Source organism: Pseudomonadota bacterium (assembly GCA_030859565.1).
Lineage (GTDB): Bacteria > Pseudomonadota > Gammaproteobacteria > JACCXJ01 > JACCXJ01 > USCg-Taylor.
In genome coordinates this window covers 1-19,481 of the sequence record JALZJW010000002.1, presented here as the reverse complement: position 1 = coordinate 19,481, position 19,481 = coordinate 1, and the positions used below count along the sequence as shown (strand labels likewise).

The following is a 19,481-nucleotide window of genomic DNA, read 5'->3' as shown; positions in this document are numbered from 1 at the left end:
CAAGCAAATTTTCGCTGTGGTTTTAACTGCCCTGGATGCGTGCGGCGCAGCGGGGTAGAATCTCGCAAACTTTAACAATAAACCGCATGAGGAAACTCAAGCTTCCCGATTTAAGCTTTGAACGCGCAGCGCACGGTGTCGTCGCGGGCATTGATGAGGCTGGATGCGCACCGCTCGCTGGACCGGTCGTCGCGGCAGCGGTTGTCCTCCCGCAATGGGTACGCAAACCGCGCGCGCTCCACGGCTTAAATGATTCGAAGCAGGTTCCCGGACCCGAGCGAGAGCGCCTCTACGCCGCAATTATCCAAATCGCACGCTTCGGCGTCGGCATCGCTACGGTCGAAGAAATCGATACGCTCAATATTTACCAGGCGAACATGCTTGCCATGCGCCGCGCGGTCGCCGACCTGGGGATTACCGTCGATACTGCGCTGATCGACGGCAACCGCAAGCCGGGCCTCGCTTGCCACATGACCACGATTATCAAAGGCGACGCGCGTTGTTTGTCGATCGCCGCGGCTTCGGTGATCGCCAAGGTCACGCGCGATCGAATAATGCATCGCTTAGCCGAAACCTATCCTGGATACGGGTGGGAAACGAACGTTGGCTACGGTACCGATGAACACTACCTCGCACTGTTGCGCCTAGGGCCTACGCCTGAGCATAGGCGCAGTTTTGCGCCCAACTTGTTTTTCAGCAGCAGCGATACGCGTTTCAGGTGCCGCTTCGCGGCCGCGGTCTCCGCGAGGCTAGAGCGCCTGCAGTTGCTCCAATTGCGCGCTGATCTGCACGCGGTCTTCGACGCTGCGGATAGCCACGTCGGCGTACTCAAATGGCTGCACGGCGGATGGTTTTTTAAAGCGATCGGTTATAGCGCGTCGGGTGAAGCTGTGTTGGGTGCAGGCCCGCTCGCCGCTTTTCACAATCGCGCGGTCGCCGAACCCCACGCGCCTGCGCTGCTCGTCGCCCTCAGCGCCTAAGTGCATCGGAGTTTGCCGGCGGGTCCGTTCGGATTGTTGCTCTACGTTATGGCCGACAAGGAGCCGCGGCCGGGCGAGCATGAGGCATTTGTCAGGCCGCTCTGGAAGCAGGGCGTAGGTTCGACCATTCACTGCGTCGCCGGTGACGCGACCGGCATCATTCTGGCGGCTGCGAAATGCGCTTTCTCTCTACGGAGAGACGGTTGTAATAGGAAAAGACCATAGGCGAGGAATGCGACGCCTGCCAATTGTACCGGAGAGCGTTTGCCTACCGGCCCGGCTTGAAATGAATTCTCCTCTGAGATCGTGGTCGTACGTGGGGAGAAACAAAAAGGGGAGTCAGAAATGAAACTTTATTACTCACCGGGCGCTTGCTCGCTTGCAGCGCACATTGCATTGCGGGAATCCGGCGCCACGTTTGATCTGGAAAAAGTCGACCTTGGACAGCACAAGACCGCGAGCGGCGGGGATTACTACCGAATTAATCCAAAAGGCTACGTTCCCACGTTAGAGTTCGACGATGGCGGAATGTTGAGTGAAGCCGGAGTTGTACTCCAATACATCGCGGACAAGAAACCGGAATCAGGTCTCGCGCCGAAGCCGGGCACGATGGAGCGTTATCGTTTGATGGAGTGGCTGACTTTTATCTCGAGCGAAATTCACAAAGCGTTCACCCCGTTCTTCCATCCCGAAGCGGGATCGAAGGACGCGGCGAAAGCGCAACTTGCGAAGCGATTTGATTATGTCGACAAGCAGCTCGCAGAAAAACCCTGGCTCATGGGAGATACGTTCACTGTGGCTGATGCGTATCTCTTCGTGGTCACTAACTGGACCAACATCCACGAGATTGATCTCTCTAAATGGCCAAAGCTCAAGGACTTCATGGCGCGCGTAAAGGCTCGTCAGAAAGTGCAAGAGGCGATGAAGGCGGAGGGGTTGATCTAATCGTCTTGACGTTAGCGGACCAATAAGAGGGCGGTAGTGCTCTTGCGCTTGCCCGGCCAGTCCAGCGAGACCGTTATCGAGGTCCAGGAGCAGGCCGGGCAAGTGCTCCAGCGACTATCCGGATCTCGCAGCGGCGGGTCTTTTTTGCCGAAGTCGTTTGCCGCATCGCTGGAGCACACGTCCGCACGCAAGTGATGCAAAATGGATGTGCTGATCGGCCTGTTCCGCGAGATCTCGCGGGCGCCGGACTTCGGCGAGTTCCTTACCATCCCGGCCTACAAGCTGATCGCCTGAAAACGCTCTATGCAACCCTCGCGCCGCAGTCAGCGCGGGCTCGACTGGTTCGCTTTCTTTCTTGCCGATGTGCAGACCGGATGGGGTCCGTTCGTCGCGGCCTATTTGACGTCCGTTGCGTGGACGCAACTCGACATCGGGCTGATCCTGACCATCGGCACGCTTACCGGCCTCGCTATGCAAATTCCCGTCGGCGCGCTGGTCGATCGCGTGCCCGCCAGGCGTCTGCTCGCTGCATTGGCTGTATTCGCGATCAGCGCCAGTGCGCTGCTGCTCGCGCTTTGGCCGACCTTCGGCGTGGTTGTTGTCGCCAAGGTTCTGCACGCAATCGCAAGCTCCCTCACCGGTCCGGTGCTCGCCGCGATCAGCCTCGGGCTGGTCGGCCATGCCGCCTTCAGCGTGAGGCTCGGACGCAATGCCCGCTACCTGTCTCTTGGAAACGCGATTGCCGCAGGCGCGATGGGCGCCTTGGCGTACTATTTCTCCAATCGGGCGATCTTCTTTCTCACCGCGGCGCTTGCCATCCCGACACTCATCGCATTGGCGCGCAGATCCGGCCGAGCGAGATCGATCCGGATTTGGCGCGCGGCGGCGTGCGCAAAAGCAATCCCGGCTCCTGGTTCGATGCCATTGCAAGCCTCGCGCGCAGCCGAGCGCTGCTGATCTTTGCCGCGGCGATCGTGCTGTTCCAGCTCGCCAATGCGGCAATACTGCCGATTATGGCAGGCCTGTTGACGATGCGCGCGCCCGAATGGGCCACGCCTGTCCTGGCGATCTGCATTCTCGCGCCGCAATTCCTGGTCGCAGCCATCGCGCCCTGGGTCGGGCGCACGGCGCAGAGCTGGGGCCGGCGTCCGCTGCTGGCTTTGTGCTTCATGGCGTTGTCGATCCGGGGCGCCGTGTTCGCGGCGACAAGCGAGCCTTACGTGATCATCGCGGCGCAGTTCCTCGACGGCATTTCGGCAGCGGCGCTCGGCGTGCTTGTGCCGCTCGTCATCGCCGATACCACGCGCGGGAGCGGCCACTTCAATTTCGCCCAAGGCGTCGTTGGCGTCGCCGTCGGCATCGGCGCGTCGATCAGCACGACGCTCGCCGGCTACATTGCGGATGCATCCGGGAGTGTCGCTGCGTTTCTTTTCTTGGCCGGGGTCGGCGTCGCAGGTTTCGCGCTTGTTCTTACTCGCATGCCCGAGACGCGAGAAGCGCCGTCGGGCACTTGAGCGGTAATTACGCCGCCTTGGCCGGTGCGCCGGCCTTCTCCACCTTCACGCCGACGGCACGCCAGCGCACGATCCCGTCGGCTTTGCACCGAGCGACCGCCGGCGAGACAAGCCATGGCCAACGTCATGCTCAAGGGCACCGCCCGTGGCTAGTCGCGCCTGTTCATAGCGCCCACTGCAGCGCAAGCCGGCGCCGTGGGCTATCATGTTGCCATGCGCTGGATCTTTCCCCTCGTCCTGCTCGCGGCATGCACTGGAGCCTCCGCACTCCCGACCGCGGCCCACCGGCCACCGACGACCTCAGCGGCCTCATCAGCCAGCCTGCGCCCGGCTGGAAGATCGAGCATTGGTTCAACTCCGAGCCGCTCGCGCTCCAGGACCTGCGCGGCAATGTGGTGCTGGTGCGCTCTGGTTCATGGGTCCGCGCTGCCCGTTCTGCAGCGCCACCGCGCCGGCCCTGAACCGTTTCGACGAGGAGTACCGCGGCCGCGGCCTGGTCGTGATCGGCGTGTATCACCACAAGGACCCCGAGCCGCTGGATGTCGAGACCGTGCGCGGCTACGTCGAGCACTACCAGTTCCGCTTCCCCGTGGCCGTGGACCCCGACTGGCAGACCTTGAAGCGCTGGTGGCTCGACGGCCACGAGCGGTCGTGGACGAGCGTCAGCTTCCTCATCGATCGGCACGGCGTGGTCCGTCACGTGCACCTCGGCGGGAAGCTCGCGCCCGACACCGACGACTTCCGGGTCATGCGCGCGAAGATCGAGGCGTTGCTCGGCGAGTATCCCTAGCCGTGCGCGGTGAGCGGCACCTGGAACGGCGGCAGCTTTGCCGGCCGTCGACGTACGGTGAGGCCGTACACGCATGCCAGCTCGCCGACGACGAGCGTCCGGCCGCTCATATCGAGTCATCCGGCGGTTTGATCGCGAGGTCAATGTCGAATGGACGCTTGTCGCAATACGATGCGGCCGCGCGGTGTACCATGTCCATGCGTGGAATGAACATGCCAGAGATTGAGGACGTAGGCCTAACGCTCCGCACTGCGGTGAGCCGAGCTTAACTTGCGGCGCAGTCTACGATCTGCATAAACACGGTGTACTATTGAGTGCCGCGATGCTATGCGCAGGCGATTGGGTTCTAGCTTGTTAATGGGCTTCCTCGTTGTGACCGGCGTGCTGGTCGTTGCCTGGGCGCTGGTGACGCAGCCGCTATTGCCGCGCGCGCCGAAAGCTGCAACCGTCAATATCGATCCTGCCAGACTGGAAGTACACGTACGGATGTTGTCCGAGACGCTGGTGCCGCGGGACGAGAGTCACCCACACATGCTGGATCGCGCTGCTGCATACATTCGCCGCGAATTTGAACAGGCGGGCGGCACGGTTTCCGAGCAGCCCTACGATGTGGATGGAAAGACCTACCGCAACGTCATCGCGCTATTCGGACCGGATACCGCCGAACGCATCGTGGTCGGCGCGCACTACGACTCTGTGGCTGCAGACGTGCCCGCCGCCGACGACAATGCTAGCGGTGTCGCCGGGCTAATCGAGCTCGCCTATTGGCTGGGCACGACATCGCCACGCATGCAGATAGAGCTCGTCGCCTACACCCTGGAAGAGGGGCAGCATTTTCGTACGCAGCATATGGGAAGCTTTGTGCACGCCCGTTCGCTCAAACAGCAAGATGTTCCAGTGCGCGCGATGTTCTCGCTGGAAATGCTGGGCTTTTTTTCTGACGCGCCCAATAGCCAGCGTTATCCGCATCCGCTGATGAAACTCTTCTATCCCACGCAAGGTAATTTCATCGCCGTGGTCGGCAAGCTGAATCAGCCTACGGTCGTACGGCGCGTGAAGGCGGCCATGCAAGCTGCCTCTCTGCTGCCAGTGTACTCCATCAATGCCCCGCGCTCGGTGCCGGGGATCGACTTCTCGGATCACCGCAACTACTGGGAAGCGGGTTACGACGCGGTGATGATCACCGACACGGCGTTCTACCGGAACCCGAACTATCACACTCCCCGAGATACAGCGGAGACGCTGGACTACCAGAGCATGGGCGGGGTGGTGCAGGGTGTGTACGCTGCGGTGTTGGCCCTGGCGCAGTAGCATCACTGCACCTCTTGCCCATTGAGCATTGTTCCACCTACTCCACGGCGAGGATTGCCAGGCCTGCGGGGATCACTAGCGGTCCATCGGTTCAGGCACGCGAGTTTCGCCGACACGGTCACGTTCCACCGTCGAGGTGGTTTGCACGGACTTACCCACAATTCCGTTCCTCACAATATTATAGCCTGAACAAATATCGTAACTGCTGCCGTTGAAAGCACGTAGATAACTGGTATTAACACTCTCATTGTCTAACCTTTCCTTGGGTAAGTTAATTCGGTTATACCTCTATGGGTGGTAACTCCACCACGCAGGGGCGCTTGATCATTTCCGCTTCCTTACTGCAAGGGGCATACCTACGCCGATGTGAGGGTCTACACCGAGTTCGAGGGTGACAGCGAGAAACGACCGACCAAGACGGGCCCTTTCCGCCACTGCTGCATCTATCGTGTGCGCAACGCCAAACTGGCTAACCGACCTCACGCTCCGCAACCTCGCCATCGGCAACAGCCTGATCGACCTGCGGTTCTGGCGTTAGGACGAGCGCAGCCGCTGGGATGCCACCGTCCGGATGGGCGATGTCGAAATGGTCGAGCAGCCGTGGCGGCCCCGGCGTGACGAAGAACCGGGAACCGAGAACGGGCACTCAACCGCGAACCAAGAATCGCGAACCAAAACAGTGAACAAACTCTATCCGCCCAATGATTGGGGCGGATTTGTCGCACACGGATCGACCCCTCAGCGCTTGAACTACCCACGAAAACAAGACTCGAAAGAACCACCCACAGGGCCGCATGAATTGAGCCTCTCATGACAGACTGGTACCCGAAATATTTTCGTGTCTACATTGGTGCGTTGTGCAGAATCTTGTCGATAGCAGTCCTTTTTGCCATCGCCTTTTCTGGGCCCGTTTGGGCCGAGAATCCATCAGGAAAAGTGGTCTTCACGCTGGACTTTTCAGATCAAGCAGACGGTGATGCCAAGCCATGGCTTAAAGCGAACGGGTTTCAATTCAAGCTGGACGCCGATGCCCTAAGCCCGCACTTCAGCCACAAACGGTTAATGTTAGAGACAAACACTGAGGCAGCGGGTTATTTTCTGAAACGCGTGAACCTCCCGAACGTCAAAGGCATTCGGATCTTATGGGGTGTCGACCGCTATCCCCAAGGCGCGGATTGGGAGCAAGGGATCTACCGAGTCCCCATCGCAGTCGTCATCTCTTTTGGAGAGACAAAAATTGACGGCGGTTCCTTTTACATCCCAGATGCCCCGTACTTCATCAGCCTGTTTCTTGGAGAAAAGGAAAAAAGCGGCCGCGCTTATACGGGAAAATACTACAAAAAAGGCGGTCGATACTTCTGTGAACCGTGTGGAGTACGACCGGGTGGGACTGTGGTTACTGAATTCGATCTAGCGGAGGCCTTCAAATTCCAATTTGGACAACCGGAAATACCTCCCGTCAGTTCGTTTGGATTCCAGATGAACACGGAAGATACGCGAGGTGGTGCGCGCGCCTTTCTAAAAAAGGTAGAGTTTCTCGGGGACGAGACTTTATGACCGATAAGTCACGGCTTTCAACTGCACAAAGGAAGCTTGGACATCGGTGAGATTTGGTATCCGAGCGCGCGCCCGATCGGCAGGTGTGCTGCGCGAGAGGGACAGGTGGGAGCGCCTGTCCGCGCGATAGCGTGGTGATTGTAAGTTATTCAGGGAAAGATGCCGCGGACGGTGGTGGCCTCGACGACGCGGGTGACGGCGAGGACGTACGCCGCTTCGCGCATGCTGATAGATTCCTTCGCCTGCAGCGCCGCAACCTCCTGGAATGAACGCTTGATGATGCGCTCGAGGCGAGAATTGACCTCGGCCTCTTCCCAGAAGAACGACTGCAGGTCCTGCACCCATTCGAAGTACGAGACGATGACGCCGCCTGAGTTGGCAACGATGTCCGGCGCGACATAGATGTTTCGCTCGCGCAATATCCGGTCGCCTTCGGCGGTGGTCGGGCCGTTGGCGGCCTCGATGATCATCTTGGCGCGGATGTTTCCGGCGTTGGCGGCGTGGATCTGGCCTTCGGTCGCGGCAGGAACGAGAATATCGACCGGCAGCTCCAGCAACTCCGCGTTCGTGATGCGGCGGCCGGGCGCATCGGGGGGGAGCGAGGCGCGGTCGCGCGCCATCGCGATCAGGGCATCGATGTCCATGCCGGCTTCATCGTGAATCCCGCCGCTCGCGTTGCTGAGGCGACGATCTTGGCGCCCGCATCGCGCAGGAGCTTTGACGCGACGCTGCCGACGTTGCCGAAGCCCTGCACGGCGACGGTTGCGCCTTCAAGCGGCAAGCCGGCGTACTTGCACGCCTCCTGCGTGACGAACATGACGCCGCGTCCGGTCGCCTCGTAGCGGCCGCTGCTGCCGCCGATCGTCACGGGCTTACCGGTGACGACGGCGGGGACGGAGTGTCCGTGCATCATGCTGTAGGTGTCCATGATCCACGCCATGATCTGCGCATCGGTGCCCATGTCTGGCGCGGGCACGTCTTCATCGGGGCCGATGAGCAGCCCGATCTCGGCGGCGAACCGTCGTGTCATGCGCTCGAGCTCGCCGGCGCTTAAAGCGCTCGGGTCGACGATCACGCCGCCTTTCGCGCCGCCGTACGGCAGGCCGGCGACAGCGCACTTCCACGTCATCCACATGGCGAGCGCGCGCACTTCATCGAGCGAGACGCGCTCGCTGTAGCGCAGGCCGCCCTTCACCGGCCCGCGCGCTTCGTTGTGATGCACGCGATAGCCGGTGAAGACGCGGATAGAGCCATCGTCCATCTTCACCGGGAAGTTCACTGTGAACTCGCGCTTGCAGTGGCGCAGGACGTCACGCATGCCGGGATCGAGGCCGATACGTTCTGCGACGGCGTCGAGCTGTGCGATCGCGGTGTCGAAGGGATTCTCCGCTGACGGGTGCGCGACCGGTGCGTTTGCCATGCTGTGTGCGGTCACTTATGGCCTACGAGATTCTCTGTGTACGTGCGCATCGTCTGGGCGCTGCTCGCGCACGATACAACTTCCAGACGAACTATACACCGACGGCTGCTGGCGCGTAATGGGGCCGTTAGCCCACCCCTCGCGCACGCTCAGCCTCTTCTTTACCGAATCGGCCGAGGAAGCGGGGCCCGGGGCCCGGCCTCCTACTAGGACCGCCTTCGTGCGCTGGCGCAGGTGGTGAACATATTATAGGACGACCTTGTGCGCTAGGGCACCGATGTTTGTAGTTTATACTGGTATATACGGTGTAGTTACGAGTGGGGCGGACAATCGAATGGCAAGCAATGCAAGGTTTGAGACAACCATACAGCCCTGGGGCAACAGCCTAGGATTGCGCATCACTAAAACGATAAGCGACTTGGCGCAAATCGGTAAAGGTGCGAAGGTAACCGTAGAGGTTACCAATAATGGTTTGGTTATAAGGAAGAAAGTTGTTAAAAAGACCTTCCGGATCCCCTATTCAGAAGCTGAACTGCTCAAAGGCATGACGCCTCGTAAAGCGCATGCTGATGAGCTGCTTTCGCTTCTGACGGCTGAGTTGGGGGAGTAATGTGGCAAGGCCTTATGTGCCTCAGCGAAATGATATTGTCTGGTTAGATTTCGAGCCAAAGAAAGGGAAGGAGATCGGCAAGTACCGGCCTGCTTTGGTACTGTCAAGTCGCGCGTATAACAAACAAACCGGACTGATGATTTGTTGCCCGATTAGTACCAGTATCAGGAATTCAGGTACGGAAGTACCTATTAACAACCTAGAGCAGCCTTGTGTAGTTGCTGCCAATATTATTCATACGGTGGACTGGCGAGAACGAAAGGTGAAACTCGCAGCGCAAGCGGAGTCCGGCGTGATGATCGAAGTCTTATTACGGGTCATCCCGTTGATCGGTGCCGATGCGGTGATCGCGGCCTTGATCGAAAAGGGCTGAGAGCTTGCGGAGTTTTGCGGCTAGCCGGTTGGCCCCTCTTGAAAGTTCTCTCAAAGTTCTCTATCCTTGGATAGAACTTTCGAGAACTTTCCATGCTAACCCCTGCCGAACAGCGCGTACTGGAGATCTTCCGGGATTACACCGAGCGGGAAGGTCAACCTCCGTTGCTCAGGGAAATCGGGCAGGCGCTGAGTATCAGATCCAAGGGCACTCTCCACCGTTATGTGCGATCCCTGATCGGAAAAGGCTACCTCCAGGAAGGGCAAGGAGGCTGGCGGGGTATTGCTTTGGCCCCACCACACCGGCGCCCGCTCGTATTCCCCTTGCTCGGGCGCATCGCGGCCGGCCGGCCGCTCGAGGCCATTCCCGGCCAGGAAGAGATCGATTTGGCTTCTCTCCTCGGCGGGGGAGATACCTATGTCTTGAAGGTGGCCGGTGACTCCATGATCGCGGCCGATATCCTCGATGGCGATCTCGTCTTCCTCCGGCGCCAGGAGACGGCGGAGAACGGAGACATCGTCTCGGCCCTCATCGACGGCGAGGAGGCGACCCTCAAGCGCTTTCGCCGGCGCCCAAACGCCCAGGTGCTCCTCATCCCCGAGAACCCCGCGCTGAAACCCATGGCGTACGACTCCGCGCGCGTCACGATCCAGGGGGTCTTGATCGCCAAGTTGCGCCTCTATCGCTAATTCCGGTTCCAGTTCAAAAGTAGAACGCGAAGCCGACGAGCGAGCGACGAGACATACCGTGGGTGGTAGGCGAGGAGCGAGCGAGGAAGGCGACAAAGTTATACGAATGAAATGGAAGCGGAATAAGGTATGAGCTTGGAGGCGGTGCTACGCGATCCCCGGCTTTGGCGCTGCGGCCGGGCGTTGCCCGAGGCGGAAACCATCCCTAGCGGTTTCGCCGAGATCGATGCGCTCCTCCCCGGCGGCGGGTGGCCGCGAGGCGCGCTGACGGAGATCTTGAGCGACATGGAAGGCGTCGGCGCGTTGCGGCTCGTGATCCCGGCCCTCGCGCACCTGAGTCAATCCGAGAAGTGGCTGGCCTGGATTGCCCCGCCGCACCTCCCTTATGGCCCGGCGCTCGCCGCCCACGGCGTCGATCTCGCACGGCTGCTCCTGGTGTGGGGGATCGAGAGCCCGCGAGAGCGCTTCTGGGCCCTGGAGCAATCCTTGCGCGCAGGGGCGTGTAGCGCCGTGCTCGCCTGGCCGTGTGGTCTTGACGGGCGTGGACTGCGCCGCCTGCAACTCGCCGCCGAGGCGGACCGAAGCCTGGGCCTCCTGTTTCGCCCCCTCGCGGCCCGCCGTGAGGCCTCGCCCGCCGCCTTGCGTTTGATGTTGGAACCGCACGGGCCGCTCGCGGCAGTAAGCATCCTCAAGCGCCGGGGTGGGGCGGGCGCGAGGCCTGTGTATCTGGATTTGCGGGTTCCCTCTCGGTGAGGGTCCTCCCTCGGGTGAGTCATGCGCGCCTCGCTCTGGCTCTGTCTCGGTCTTCCCGCCCTAGCGCTCGAGGCGCTGGGGCTCGGGGACTCGCCGCAGGCGTGCGTCCTCACGACCGCCGGGCGCGAGCCGCGGGTACGGATAGGCAACCGCGCCGCCTACGCGCTCGGCATCGCGCCGGGGATGCGCGCCGGGGCAGCGCAGGCGCTCGGAGATGTCGAGATTTACACGCGCGGTGGATCCGCGGAGCAAGCCGCCCTCGAGGCGCTCGCCGCGTGGTGCGGGCAGTTCACCTCGGTGGTGAGCCTGGCGCCGCCGGACGGTCTGCTGCTCGAGATCGGGCAGAGCCTCACGCTCTTCGGGGGCGTTGCCACGCTTGTGGAACGGGTGCGGGCGGGCGTGGTGGATCTCGGCTACCAACCTCTCCTCGCGATCGCGCCCACGCCGCTCGCGGCGATTTTTTTCGTGCGGGCACAGCAAGAGGTTTGCATCACCGATCCGCGGCAACTGCACGCGCTACTCAGCCGCTTACCCCTTGCGATCCTGGGCGTCGATGTGCGCATTGCCGAAGCCCTCGCCGGGCTCGGGCTACGCGAGGTGGGGGAGTGCCTGCGCCTGCCCCGCGATGGATTGGCCCGGCGCTTCGGCCCGGCGCTCGTGCGCTTGCTCGACCGCGCCTCGGGCCGGCAGCCGGACCCGCGTCTACCCTTCGAGCCTCCCGCGCGCTTCGGGCGTCTCCTCGATCTCCCGCATGAGGCCGAGGACACCCAAGCTTTGCAGTTCGCGGCGCGGCGGCTGTTATTGGAACTGACGGGCTTTTTGCGGGCGCGCGGGGCGGGTGCGCGGCAACTCGATTGGCGGCTCTTTCATCGCGACCGGCGCGAGACACAGTTCAATCTTACGCTCCTCACACCCAGCCGCGATCCGGAGCATCTCGGCCAACTGCTGCGTAGCCGGATCGAGCGGCTGGTACTCCCCGAGCCTGTCCGCGCATTGAGGCTCATCGTCGACGATCTTTGCCCCTTGGCCGGCGTCACGCTCGCACTCCTGCCCGGCGGCAAGGAACAAAGCCAAGCGCAGTCCCTCGCCTTCCTCGAGCGACTGCGCGCCCGCTTAGGCGAGGATGCCGTCCGTGGCCTGCGTCTGCTCCCCGATCACCGGCCCGAAGCGGCGTGGTGCTTCTGCTCGCCCGGGGAGGCAAGTTCGTCACCGGGCATGCGAAGCCGTCCCCTGTGGTTGCTCGACCGGCCACAAGCGCTCGCGGCCGCGGAGGGACGGCCGCGGCTTCGGGGGCCTTTGGAGCTAATGGAGCGCGGGGAGCGCATCGAGAGCGGCTGGTGGGATGGACAGCCCATGGGGCGCGATTACTTTGTCGCCCGCAATCCCCTCGGCGCTTGCTATTGGGTCTTCCGCGAGGTCGAGGGGAAGCGGCGCTGGTTCGTACACGGGATCTGTGACTGAGTTACTCATGCTAAATCGAAGTGATCCGTCACCCCGGCAGGGATTGCCGGGGTCCAGTGGCCAAGGATGGCGATACCGCGCGGATTCACATCCCTGTCCTGGATTCCGGCATTCCCTGCCGGAATGACGCAGCTAATCCAATCATCTTGACTGACTACTAGGGTGACGTGGCGCTCGGTTGTTATCTCCCATGCCAGACTTGCCCCGCTACGCCGAGCTTCACTGCCTCTCGAACTTCACCTTCTTGAAAGGCGCCTCCTTCCCCGAGGAGTTGCTGGCAGAAGCCCAGCGACTCGGCTACACGGCACTCGGGCTGACCGACGAGTGTTCGCTTGCCGGTGTGGTGCGGGCCCATGGCGCGGCCAAGGACCGCGACCTCAAGCTTGTCATCGGCACCGAAGTGAAGTTCCTCGACGGACCGCGGCTCGTCTTCCTGGCGCAAGATCGAGAGGGTTACGGCCAGCTCTCGGCGCTCATCACCCAAGGGCGGCGGCGAGCGACCAAAGGCGACTACCGGCTGGAACGCGCGGACATCGCCGCCGGTCTCGATCATTGCCTCGCCCTCTTGCTACCGGGACGGCGCTTGGACGAGCCGCAAGGACTCAAGGTCGAGGCCGGCTGGCTCGCCGGGCGCTTTCCCGGGCGCCTTTGGATCGCTGTCGAGCTACTGCGCGAGGGCGACGATGGCGAGAGGCTCGAAAGGCTCACTGCCTTGAGCCGTGAGACGGGCATTCCGCTGGCCGCCGCGGGGGATGTGCACATGCACGTGCGCGAGCGCTGCGCCTTGCAAGATACCTTGACGGCGATCCGGCTCAAGACCACGGTTAAGGCGGCGGGCTATGCGCTCTATCCGAACAGCGAGCGTCATTTGCGCCGGCGCGAAGTCCTGGCGCGGCTTTATCCGTCTGCATTGCTCACCGAGACGATACGCATCGCCGAGCGTTGTAGCTTCTCCTTGGACGAACTCCGCTATGAATATCCCGACGAGCTCGTGCCCGCGGGCGAGACGCCGGCCCGGTATCTGCGGAATTTGACCGAGACGGGCATGCAACGGCGCTGGCCTGCTGGCGCGCCGGCCAACGTGCGCGCCCAGATTGAGCACGAGCTGCGTCTCATCGCCGAGCTCGGTTACGAGAGCTATTTTTTGACCGTCCACGATATTGTCGCCTTTGCCCGCCGCCGCGGCATCCTCTGCCAAGGACGGGGGAGCGCGGCCAACTCCGCGATCTGTTACTGCCTCGGCATCACCGAGGTGGATCCCTCGCGCATGGAGATGCTTTTCGAACGCTTTGTCTCCAAGGAGCGCCAGGAGCCGCCCGACATCGACGTCGACTTCGAGCATGAGCGGCGCGAGGAGGTGATCCAGTACCTCTATGAGAAGTACGGGCGCGAGCGCGCCGCCCTGGCCGCGACCGTGATCACCTACCGTGCTAAGAGCGCGATCCGGGATGTCGGCAAGGCGCTCGGGATGAGTCTCGATCAAGTCGAGCGGCTGGCGAAGAACATCTACTGGTGGGATGGGAAACAACTCGCGCCCGAGCGTCTACGCGAGGTGGGCTTCGATCCCGATAATCCGGTTTTGGCCCGATTAACCAGGCTCGTTGCAGAGCTCGCGGGCTTCCCGCGCCACCTCTCCCAGCATGTGGGCGGGATGATCATCTCCCGCGGTCCCCTGGCCCATCTGGTCCCCATCGAGAATGCCGCCATGCCCGAGCGCACCGTGATCCAATGGGACAAGGATGATCTCGATGCGCTGGGGCTCCTCAAGGTCGATTGCCTGTGCCTCGGGATGCTCTCCGCGATCCGCCGCGCCTTTGATCTTATCGAGAGGTTCGAGGGAAAGAAGCTCACATTGGCCACCGTGCCCTCCGAGGACCCCGCGACCTACGCGATGATCCAAAGGGCGGACACCATGGGCGTCTTCCAGATCGAGTCCCGCGCGCAGATGGCCATGCTGCCGCGCCTGCGGCCCGCGTGTTACTACGACTTGGTGATCGAGGTCGCGATCATTCGGCCGGGGCCTATCCAGGGCGAGATGGTGCATCCGTACCTGCGCCGGCGGCATGGGATCGAGCCCGTGAGCTATCCGAGCGAAGAGGTGCGCGGGGTGCTGGAGCGCACCCTGGGGGTACCGCTGTTCCAGGAGCAGGTCATTAAACTTGCCATGGTGGCCGCGAGCTTCAGCCCGGGCGAGGCCGATCAGTTGCGCCGCTCCATGGCCGCCTGGAAACGCAACGGCGGCCTCCAGCGCTTCGAGCAACGGCTTGTCGAGGGCATGCGCGCGCGCGGTTATTCGGAGCGCTTCGCCCGCCAGATCTATAGACAGATCGAGGGCTTTGGCGAGTATGGCTTCCCCGAGAGCCATGCCGCGAGCTTCGCGCTCTTGGTCTATGTCTCCGCCTGGCTCAAGTGTCACGCGCCCGCGGTCTTCACGGCCGCCCTTTTGAATAGCCAGCCCTTAGGCTTCTACGCCCCCGCGCAGCTCGTGCAAGACGCCCGCAGGCACGGGGTGGAGGTGCGTCCCGTTGATGTGGGTGCCAGTGTGTGGGACTGCACCCTGGAGCGGGGATCGAATGCTCAACCCGCGCTTCGTCTCGGGCTCCGCAGGGTCAAGGGCCTTTCGAAGAGCGGTGCCGAGCGCCTGGTGGAAGCGCGCACAACGGGGGCCTTCATGGATGTCCAGGATCTCATGCGGCGTGCCGAACTCAATCGCCGCGATCTCGAGGCGCTCGCTGCGGCCGATGCGCTGGTGCAACTCGCCGGCCAGCGGCATCAGGCGTACTGGGCCGTGCTCGGCATCGAAGCACCGACGCCGCTACTCGCCGCCACCGCCGTCAATGAAGCCTCGCCATTGCTGCGCCGCCCCACCGAGGGCGAGGCGATCGTCGCCGATTACGGGAGCCTCGGTTTGACGCTCCGGCGCCATCCCCTGGCGCTCTTGCGCCCGCGCCTCGAACGGATGGCCTTTGTGACCGCCGAGAGGGTCCTATGTCTTGCGCACGGAGACACCGTCCGCGCCGCCGGTTTAGTGATCACGCGCCAGCGTCCAGGGACCGCGACCGGGGTGATCTTTGTCACACTCGAGGACGAGACGGGCTACCTCAATCTCATCGTCTGGAGCAGCTTGGTGGACAGCCAACGAAAAGAGCTTCTGGGCTCACGCTTACTGGCGGTCATTGGAGAGGTGCAACGCGAGGGCGAAGTGGTACACGTGCTGGCCCGGCGACTCGAGGACCATACCCATTTGCTGGGACGCCTGTCGATCCGGCCGCGAGAGTTTCATTAGGGCCGAGCAGGGCATACCTGATCCGTCCGACAGCGGACCCGCCCATCGCCGACACGGAGCAACCTATGGATGTCAGAGTGACACTCAAACCCGGTCAAAAAGGAACGAGACGACTCGCGACGCGATACGGCGACCGCCTCGTCTGCGTCCGCTATCGTTATGACAAGGTCAAGCGCAAGCGTTACAAACCATTCAGTTGATCGCAGATGAAGAAGCCTGGATTGCAAGTCTTCGAATGCCGCCCCGCCAGGCTCCCAACACCAAGCCCGTCGGCCCCGTGCTCGTTAACATCCACTATCGGGAAGTCGAACTCAGGGACAAGGCCAAAATGGCGGGCGGCCAATGGCAACTGCAAGAAAAGCTTTGGAAGCTCCCTTACGAGACGGTAATTAAACTCGGCCTCGATAAGAGAATCATACAGTTCGTCATGAGCAACCAGGCGTGAGGCGGGGTTAATATATCTATAAACTCGCTCGCGCTAAGGTTACTATGTATATAAACAAGTTTACAAAAGTATAAACTGTTTCTATATGTATAAACGAGGTCGAATTCTAGTTAGGTCTCAATGCGCATCCCACCCAAGGAGATTGCAGCCCGAGTGGCGTCGGCGCTGAGGTCGACCCGTCAACCGAAGAGAAGATCCATTGATCGCCTTCTCAGTCAGGTGCGCGGGTCAATGCGGAGAGCGATCGCGGAGAACATGCAAGCGCCAATGGTGCTTCTTGATGAGGCCATCCGCTTCATGCTGGCCTTCGAGGACCATCAGTTCACGCGGAAGTTGACTGCAGAGAGTTCGACCTTTGCGCTACACCTCACTCGTCTTCGCTCCGACCTTCTTGCCGTGCGCGAGATGGTCAGCTTGGGGCAAGAGTCAGCTGCATTGGCGTTGGCAAGGGTATTCTTCGAGGACATCGAGATTGCGATGGGTCTAGCAATTGATCCCGAGTTCGCAATCGCGTATAGCAACGCCACCCAAGACGATGCCTTTTGGTCCAAGCAGATTGGCTACGGAAAGATTTATCCGAGAGTGCGCAAGTTCATGGAGGCCGGAGGCGGCGACACCGAGCACGTGGATGGGAAGCTAAGCCATCACAAGGAACTAAAGTCTTTCCTGTCTGGCCACATCCACCCGACAACCTCGTCAGCATTCCGCGCAGCTTTCCCGCTCGCTCTCAACCATCCGGGAATGTTTGCCAAACGTCCCCTTGGTTCTCTTGGAGAAAACCTACGCCCGTTGTGCCTGACCCTGGCTGACGAAGTGCATGTGTTCGCAGCGTGCTGCATAAACATGTTCATCAAGCCGAACCCGCCCCCCGCTCTCGCGGGCTATGAACCGTGCGGCGAGATGGACGACTTCCTTGCCGCAGCTCATGTCCTTCAAGAGCTTGTCGTTAAGTACATGGAGCCTCTGTGGCAGCTGCACAGAGAGGCGATGGCGGTTTGGGAAGGAGGACTTCGCGGGGATGAGATAACCCCTCCATCGAGCGGACACACAACGGCGAGCTGCGTTTGCTCGCTTCGTCACGAACTGCGGCGCCGTTGTGTGCGGCTCATGTAAAACGTTATACAGCTTTGGAGTTGCACGTGTCTCTAAGCATTCGCCAACTCACACCCGATGACGTCGCGTTGATGGAAGCCCTGTTAGCGACCTTCGGTGAAGCCTTCAATGAAGTGGATACCTATAGTGGGAACCGACCTAATGCGGTGTATCTCCAGCGACTGCTCGGCAGTGACTACTTCATCGCGCTCGCTGCGTTGAAAAGCGGCAAGGTCGTCGGCGGCGTCGCGGCCTATGAGCTGAAAAAGTTCGAGCAGCAGCGCAGCGAGATATACATCTACGATCTGGCTGTCTTGGCAACGCATCGACGGGAGGGCATCGCAACGGCATTGATTGGCGAACTTAAGAAGATAGCTGCACGTCGAGCGGCCTACGTCATTTTTGTCCAGGCGGATATCGGCGATGAACCAGCCATCGCGCTGTATACGAAGCTGGGAGTTCGCGAAAACGTACTGCACTTCGACATAGCAGTTTCAGGCGGCAATGGCGCTGCATAACAAGGCGCTCCAGCCGACGGTCTTGCCTCCGCTTCGCTCCGGCAAGCCCGCGGCTGAGCTTGGGCGTTGGGCGTCAATGGAGACAATATGAAGTTTCGTATCGCGCTCCAGCTTCTTGTGCTTTGTTTGCCAGCGATGGCATCAGCCCAGGAATGGAAGGAACGTTCAGACTGGACCAGATTTTTCAGTGAGGCCGGCATTACAGGAACGATTGCAGTGGTGGATGAGCGCACCAAGCAACATTTCGTATATGGCGGAGAGCGCTCGCAGACCCGCTTTATACCCGCCTCAACCTTCAAAGTTCCACATGCACTATTTGCACTCGATGCTGGCATTGTTAAGGATGAGTTTCAGGTGTTTCCTTGGGATGGTGTAAAGCGACAATTTCCCTCTTGGAACCAAGATCAAGACCTTAGGTCTTCGCTCCGGGCATCAACCGTTTGGGTCTACCAGTCATTTGCTCGTCAACTGGGTGAAAGGCGAGAGCGTAAGTACCTTCGTCGCATCGGTTACGGGAACACAGATACTTCGGGGGGCGTAGATCGCTTCTGGCTTGATGGTGGGTTGCGAATTTCGGCACAAGAGCAGATTGTCTTTCTAAAAAAGCTTTACGGAAATAGACTGCCGTTCCGTGTCGAGCACCAGCGTCTTGTCAAGGACTTGATGATCGTGGAAGCGGGGCATGACTGGATACTTCGCGCAAAGAGCGGGTGGGCGTTCGATGTTGAGCCGCAGATCGGTTGGTTTGTCGGCTGGGTCGAAAAGCCAGAAGGACCGGTATTCTTTGCGCTCAACATCGACATGCCGGGAAAGGCTAATGATGTTGCCAAGCGCGAAGCCATTGCTCGTGCTGTACTGCGCTCTGTGCACGCATTGCCGCCCAACTAGCCATTGCAGCGGACGCCTTCGGCGCCGCTGAATTCAACGTTGGGCGGCAGGGGATTGGCAATGACATCTAAGCTCGGTCAAGCCGGAAAACCGCATGGAGTTGTCGGACGCGTGGTCGGGTGGATCATGAGCCGGTATAACCGCCCAGACAACGAATGGACTGTTGCGCTTCTCGAAATATCAACAAGAGACGCGATCCTTGAGGTTGGCTTTGGTCCAGGACAGGCCGTGGAACTTGCCGCGCGCAAGGCGACAGAGGGACTGATCGCCGGCGTCGATCACTCAGCGGAAATGGTTGCTGCGGCATCGCGCCCAAACAAGATCGGCATTGCGTCTGGGCAGATTGATCTCAGGGTTGGCACGGTGATGGAGTTACCCTACCGTGATTCACTTTTTGATAAAGCGTTTTCTATCAACTGCATTTACTTTTGGGAGAATCCAGTTGCCGGATTGAGAGAGCTGCATCGGGTGTTGAAGCCACAGGGTCGACTGGCGATCACCGTGCGTGAAAGTGAGCGTTCAGTTTACCAAGCATTCATGCCAGAAAAACTGTCTGAGCTACTGAAACAAGCCGGCTTTCGCTCGATCGAGCTGCATCGCAACGGTGATCCATCACATCCGCTCGCTTGCGCTATAGGTGTGAATGAGAAAGATTGCCCAACAAGGCGCTCCAGCCGACCGTCTTGCCTCCGCTTCGCTACGGCAAGACGGCGGCTGAGCTTGGGCGTTGAAGCTGTCGAATAAGTCTCTTTTTGCGTGTCTTATGGTAGAATGACGCTATCTGATCATAACAACAGATGACCTACCCATGGCACGTTACAAAGACTATTCTTACGATCAGCATAAGCT

The 19,481-nt window shown here is 60.8% G+C and carries 18 protein-coding genes and 3 pseudogenes; 20 read left to right on the top strand and 1 reads right to left on the bottom strand.

Translation table 11 applies throughout. The features are described 5' to 3' along the window. Positions 1-86 precede the first annotated feature (86 nt). From M3436_00590 to M3436_00550, 9 genes and pseudogenes are all read left to right on the top strand, one after another. A pseudogene (locus tag M3436_00590) lies at positions 87-683 on the top strand (ribonuclease HII). A gap of 318 nt (positions 684-1,001) precedes the next feature. Further along, positions 1,002-1,151, top strand: a pseudogene (locus M3436_00585) (DUF4396 domain-containing protein). A 174-nt stretch (positions 1,152-1,325) separates the two neighbouring features. Further along, positions 1,326-1,925 (top strand): glutathione transferase GstA, encoded by a 600-nt coding sequence (gene gstA, locus M3436_00580; protein ID MDQ3562684.1) that lies wholly within the window; start codon positions 1,326-1,328, stop codon positions 1,923-1,925. A gap of 36 nt (positions 1,926-1,961) precedes the next feature. Further along, positions 1,962-2,120, top strand: a complete 159-nt coding sequence (locus M3436_00575) for a hypothetical protein (protein MDQ3562683.1) — start codon at positions 1,962-1,964, stop codon at positions 2,118-2,120. A gap of 108 nt (positions 2,121-2,228) precedes the next feature. Next, positions 2,229-2,882, top strand: a complete 654-nt coding sequence (locus tag M3436_00570) for an MFS transporter (GenBank protein MDQ3562682.1) — start codon at positions 2,229-2,231, stop codon at positions 2,880-2,882. Continuing rightward, entirely contained in the window at positions 2,813-3,439 is a 627-nt protein-coding gene (locus M3436_00565) for an MFS transporter (GenBank protein ID MDQ3562681.1), read from the top strand. Before M3436_00570 ends, M3436_00565 begins: the two co-directional genes overlap by 70 nt. 415 nt (positions 3,440-3,854) lie before the next feature. Beyond that, positions 3,855-4,229: a TlpA family protein disulfide reductase gene (locus M3436_00560; protein ID MDQ3562680.1), complete on the top strand. Its 375-nt coding sequence runs from the start codon at positions 3,855-3,857 to the stop codon at positions 4,227-4,229. Between the two features lie 357 nt (positions 4,230-4,586). Further along, positions 4,587-5,540 (top strand): M28 family peptidase, encoded by a 954-nt coding sequence (locus M3436_00555; GenBank protein MDQ3562679.1) that lies wholly within the window; start codon positions 4,587-4,589, stop codon positions 5,538-5,540. A gap of 810 nt (positions 5,541-6,350) precedes the next feature. Next, positions 6,351-7,097, top strand: coding sequence for a hypothetical protein (locus tag M3436_00550; protein ID MDQ3562678.1), 747 nt, complete (start codon positions 6,351-6,353; stop codon positions 7,095-7,097). Positions 7,098-7,246: 149 nt separating this feature from the next. Here M3436_00550 and M3436_00545 read toward each other — a convergent pair. After that, positions 7,247-8,517, bottom strand: a pseudogene (locus tag M3436_00545) (Glu/Leu/Phe/Val dehydrogenase). A 334-nt stretch (positions 8,518-8,851) separates the two neighbouring features. Here M3436_00545 and M3436_00540 point away from each other — a divergent pair. The 11 genes from M3436_00540 to M3436_00490 all read left to right on the top strand — a co-directional run bounded on the left by M3436_00540 (position 8,852) and on the right by M3436_00490 (position 19,376). Next, positions 8,852-9,127, top strand: a complete 276-nt coding sequence (locus M3436_00540) for a hypothetical protein (protein ID MDQ3562677.1) — start codon at positions 8,852-8,854, stop codon at positions 9,125-9,127. Position 9,128: 1 nt separating this feature from the next. Continuing rightward, entirely contained in the window at positions 9,129-9,500 is a 372-nt protein-coding gene (locus tag M3436_00535) for a type II toxin-antitoxin system PemK/MazF family toxin (GenBank protein ID MDQ3562676.1), read from the top strand. A gap of 92 nt (positions 9,501-9,592) precedes the next feature. Next, a complete protein-coding gene (gene lexA, locus M3436_00530) occupies positions 9,593-10,189 on the top strand; it encodes a transcriptional repressor LexA (protein ID MDQ3562675.1) in 597 nt (198 codons plus the stop codon). Between the two features lie 129 nt (positions 10,190-10,318). Then, entirely contained in the window at positions 10,319-10,942 is a 624-nt protein-coding gene (imuA, locus tag M3436_00525; GenBank protein ID MDQ3562674.1) for a translesion DNA synthesis-associated protein ImuA, read from the top strand. A gap of 21 nt (positions 10,943-10,963) precedes the next feature. Next, positions 10,964-12,403, top strand: coding sequence for a DNA polymerase Y family protein (locus M3436_00520; GenBank protein ID MDQ3562673.1), 1,440 nt, complete (start codon positions 10,964-10,966; stop codon positions 12,401-12,403). A gap of 190 nt (positions 12,404-12,593) precedes the next feature. After that, positions 12,594-15,689 (top strand): error-prone DNA polymerase, encoded by a 3,096-nt coding sequence (locus M3436_00515; GenBank protein ID MDQ3562672.1) that lies wholly within the window; start codon positions 12,594-12,596, stop codon positions 15,687-15,689. Between the two features lie 235 nt (positions 15,690-15,924). Next, positions 15,925-16,134 carry a hypothetical protein gene (locus tag M3436_00510; protein ID MDQ3562671.1) on the top strand — a complete coding sequence of 70 codons (210 nt, stop codon included), beginning with the start codon at positions 15,925-15,927 and terminating at the stop codon, positions 16,132-16,134. A 255-nt stretch (positions 16,135-16,389) separates the two neighbouring features. Further along, positions 16,390-17,247 (top strand): hypothetical protein, encoded by an 858-nt coding sequence (locus M3436_00505; protein MDQ3562670.1) that lies wholly within the window; start codon positions 16,390-16,392, stop codon positions 17,245-17,247. Between the two features lie 26 nt (positions 17,248-17,273). Then, complete coding sequence (locus M3436_00500; protein MDQ3562669.1) at positions 17,274-17,744, top strand: AAC(3)-I family aminoglycoside N-acetyltransferase; 471 nt, start codon at positions 17,274-17,276, stop codon at positions 17,742-17,744. An 87-nt stretch (positions 17,745-17,831) separates the two neighbouring features. After that, the gene (blaOXA, locus tag M3436_00495) at positions 17,832-18,632 is read left to right on the top strand and encodes a class D beta-lactamase (GenBank protein MDQ3562668.1); all 801 of its coding nucleotides are present in this window, start codon (positions 17,832-17,834) and stop codon (positions 18,630-18,632) included. Between the two features lie 126 nt (positions 18,633-18,758). Beyond that, complete coding sequence (locus M3436_00490; GenBank protein MDQ3562667.1) at positions 18,759-19,376, top strand: class I SAM-dependent methyltransferase; 618 nt, start codon at positions 18,759-18,761, stop codon at positions 19,374-19,376. Positions 19,377-19,481: the final 105 nt, after the last annotated feature.

Excerpts from the sequence above, each read along its gene's own strand:
- gstA (MDQ3562684.1), top strand. The coding sequence starts at position 1,326 with ATGAAACTTTATTACTCACCGGGCGCTTGCTCGCTTGCAGCGCACATT.
- M3436_00570 (MDQ3562682.1), top strand. The coding sequence starts at position 2,229 with ATGCAACCCTCGCGCCGCAGTCAGCGCGGGCTCGACTGGTTCGCTTTC.
- M3436_00560 (MDQ3562680.1), top strand. The coding sequence starts at position 3,855 with ATGGGTCCGCGCTGCCCGTTCTGCAGCGCCACCGCGCCGGCCCTGAAC.
- M3436_00555 (MDQ3562679.1), top strand. The coding sequence starts at position 4,587 with ATGGGCTTCCTCGTTGTGACCGGCGTGCTGGTCGTTGCCTGGGCGCTG.
- M3436_00550 (MDQ3562678.1), top strand. The coding sequence starts at position 6,351 with ATGACAGACTGGTACCCGAAATATTTTCGTGTCTACATTGGTGCGTTG.
- M3436_00540 (MDQ3562677.1), top strand. The coding sequence starts at position 8,852 with ATGGCAAGCAATGCAAGGTTTGAGACAACCATACAGCCCTGGGGCAAC.
- lexA (MDQ3562675.1), top strand. The coding sequence starts at position 9,593 with ATGCTAACCCCTGCCGAACAGCGCGTACTGGAGATCTTCCGGGATTAC.
- imuA (MDQ3562674.1), top strand. The coding sequence starts at position 10,319 with ATGAGCTTGGAGGCGGTGCTACGCGATCCCCGGCTTTGGCGCTGCGGC.
- M3436_00520 (MDQ3562673.1), top strand. The coding sequence starts at position 10,964 with ATGCGCGCCTCGCTCTGGCTCTGTCTCGGTCTTCCCGCCCTAGCGCTC.
- M3436_00515 (MDQ3562672.1), top strand. The coding sequence starts at position 12,594 with ATGCCAGACTTGCCCCGCTACGCCGAGCTTCACTGCCTCTCGAACTTC.
- M3436_00510 (MDQ3562671.1), top strand. The coding sequence starts at position 15,925 with ATGCCGCCCCGCCAGGCTCCCAACACCAAGCCCGTCGGCCCCGTGCTC.
- M3436_00505 (MDQ3562670.1), top strand. The coding sequence starts at position 16,390 with ATGCAAGCGCCAATGGTGCTTCTTGATGAGGCCATCCGCTTCATGCTG.
- blaOXA (MDQ3562668.1), top strand. The coding sequence starts at position 17,832 with ATGAAGTTTCGTATCGCGCTCCAGCTTCTTGTGCTTTGTTTGCCAGCG.
- M3436_00490 (MDQ3562667.1), top strand. The coding sequence starts at position 18,759 with ATGAGCCGGTATAACCGCCCAGACAACGAATGGACTGTTGCGCTTCTC.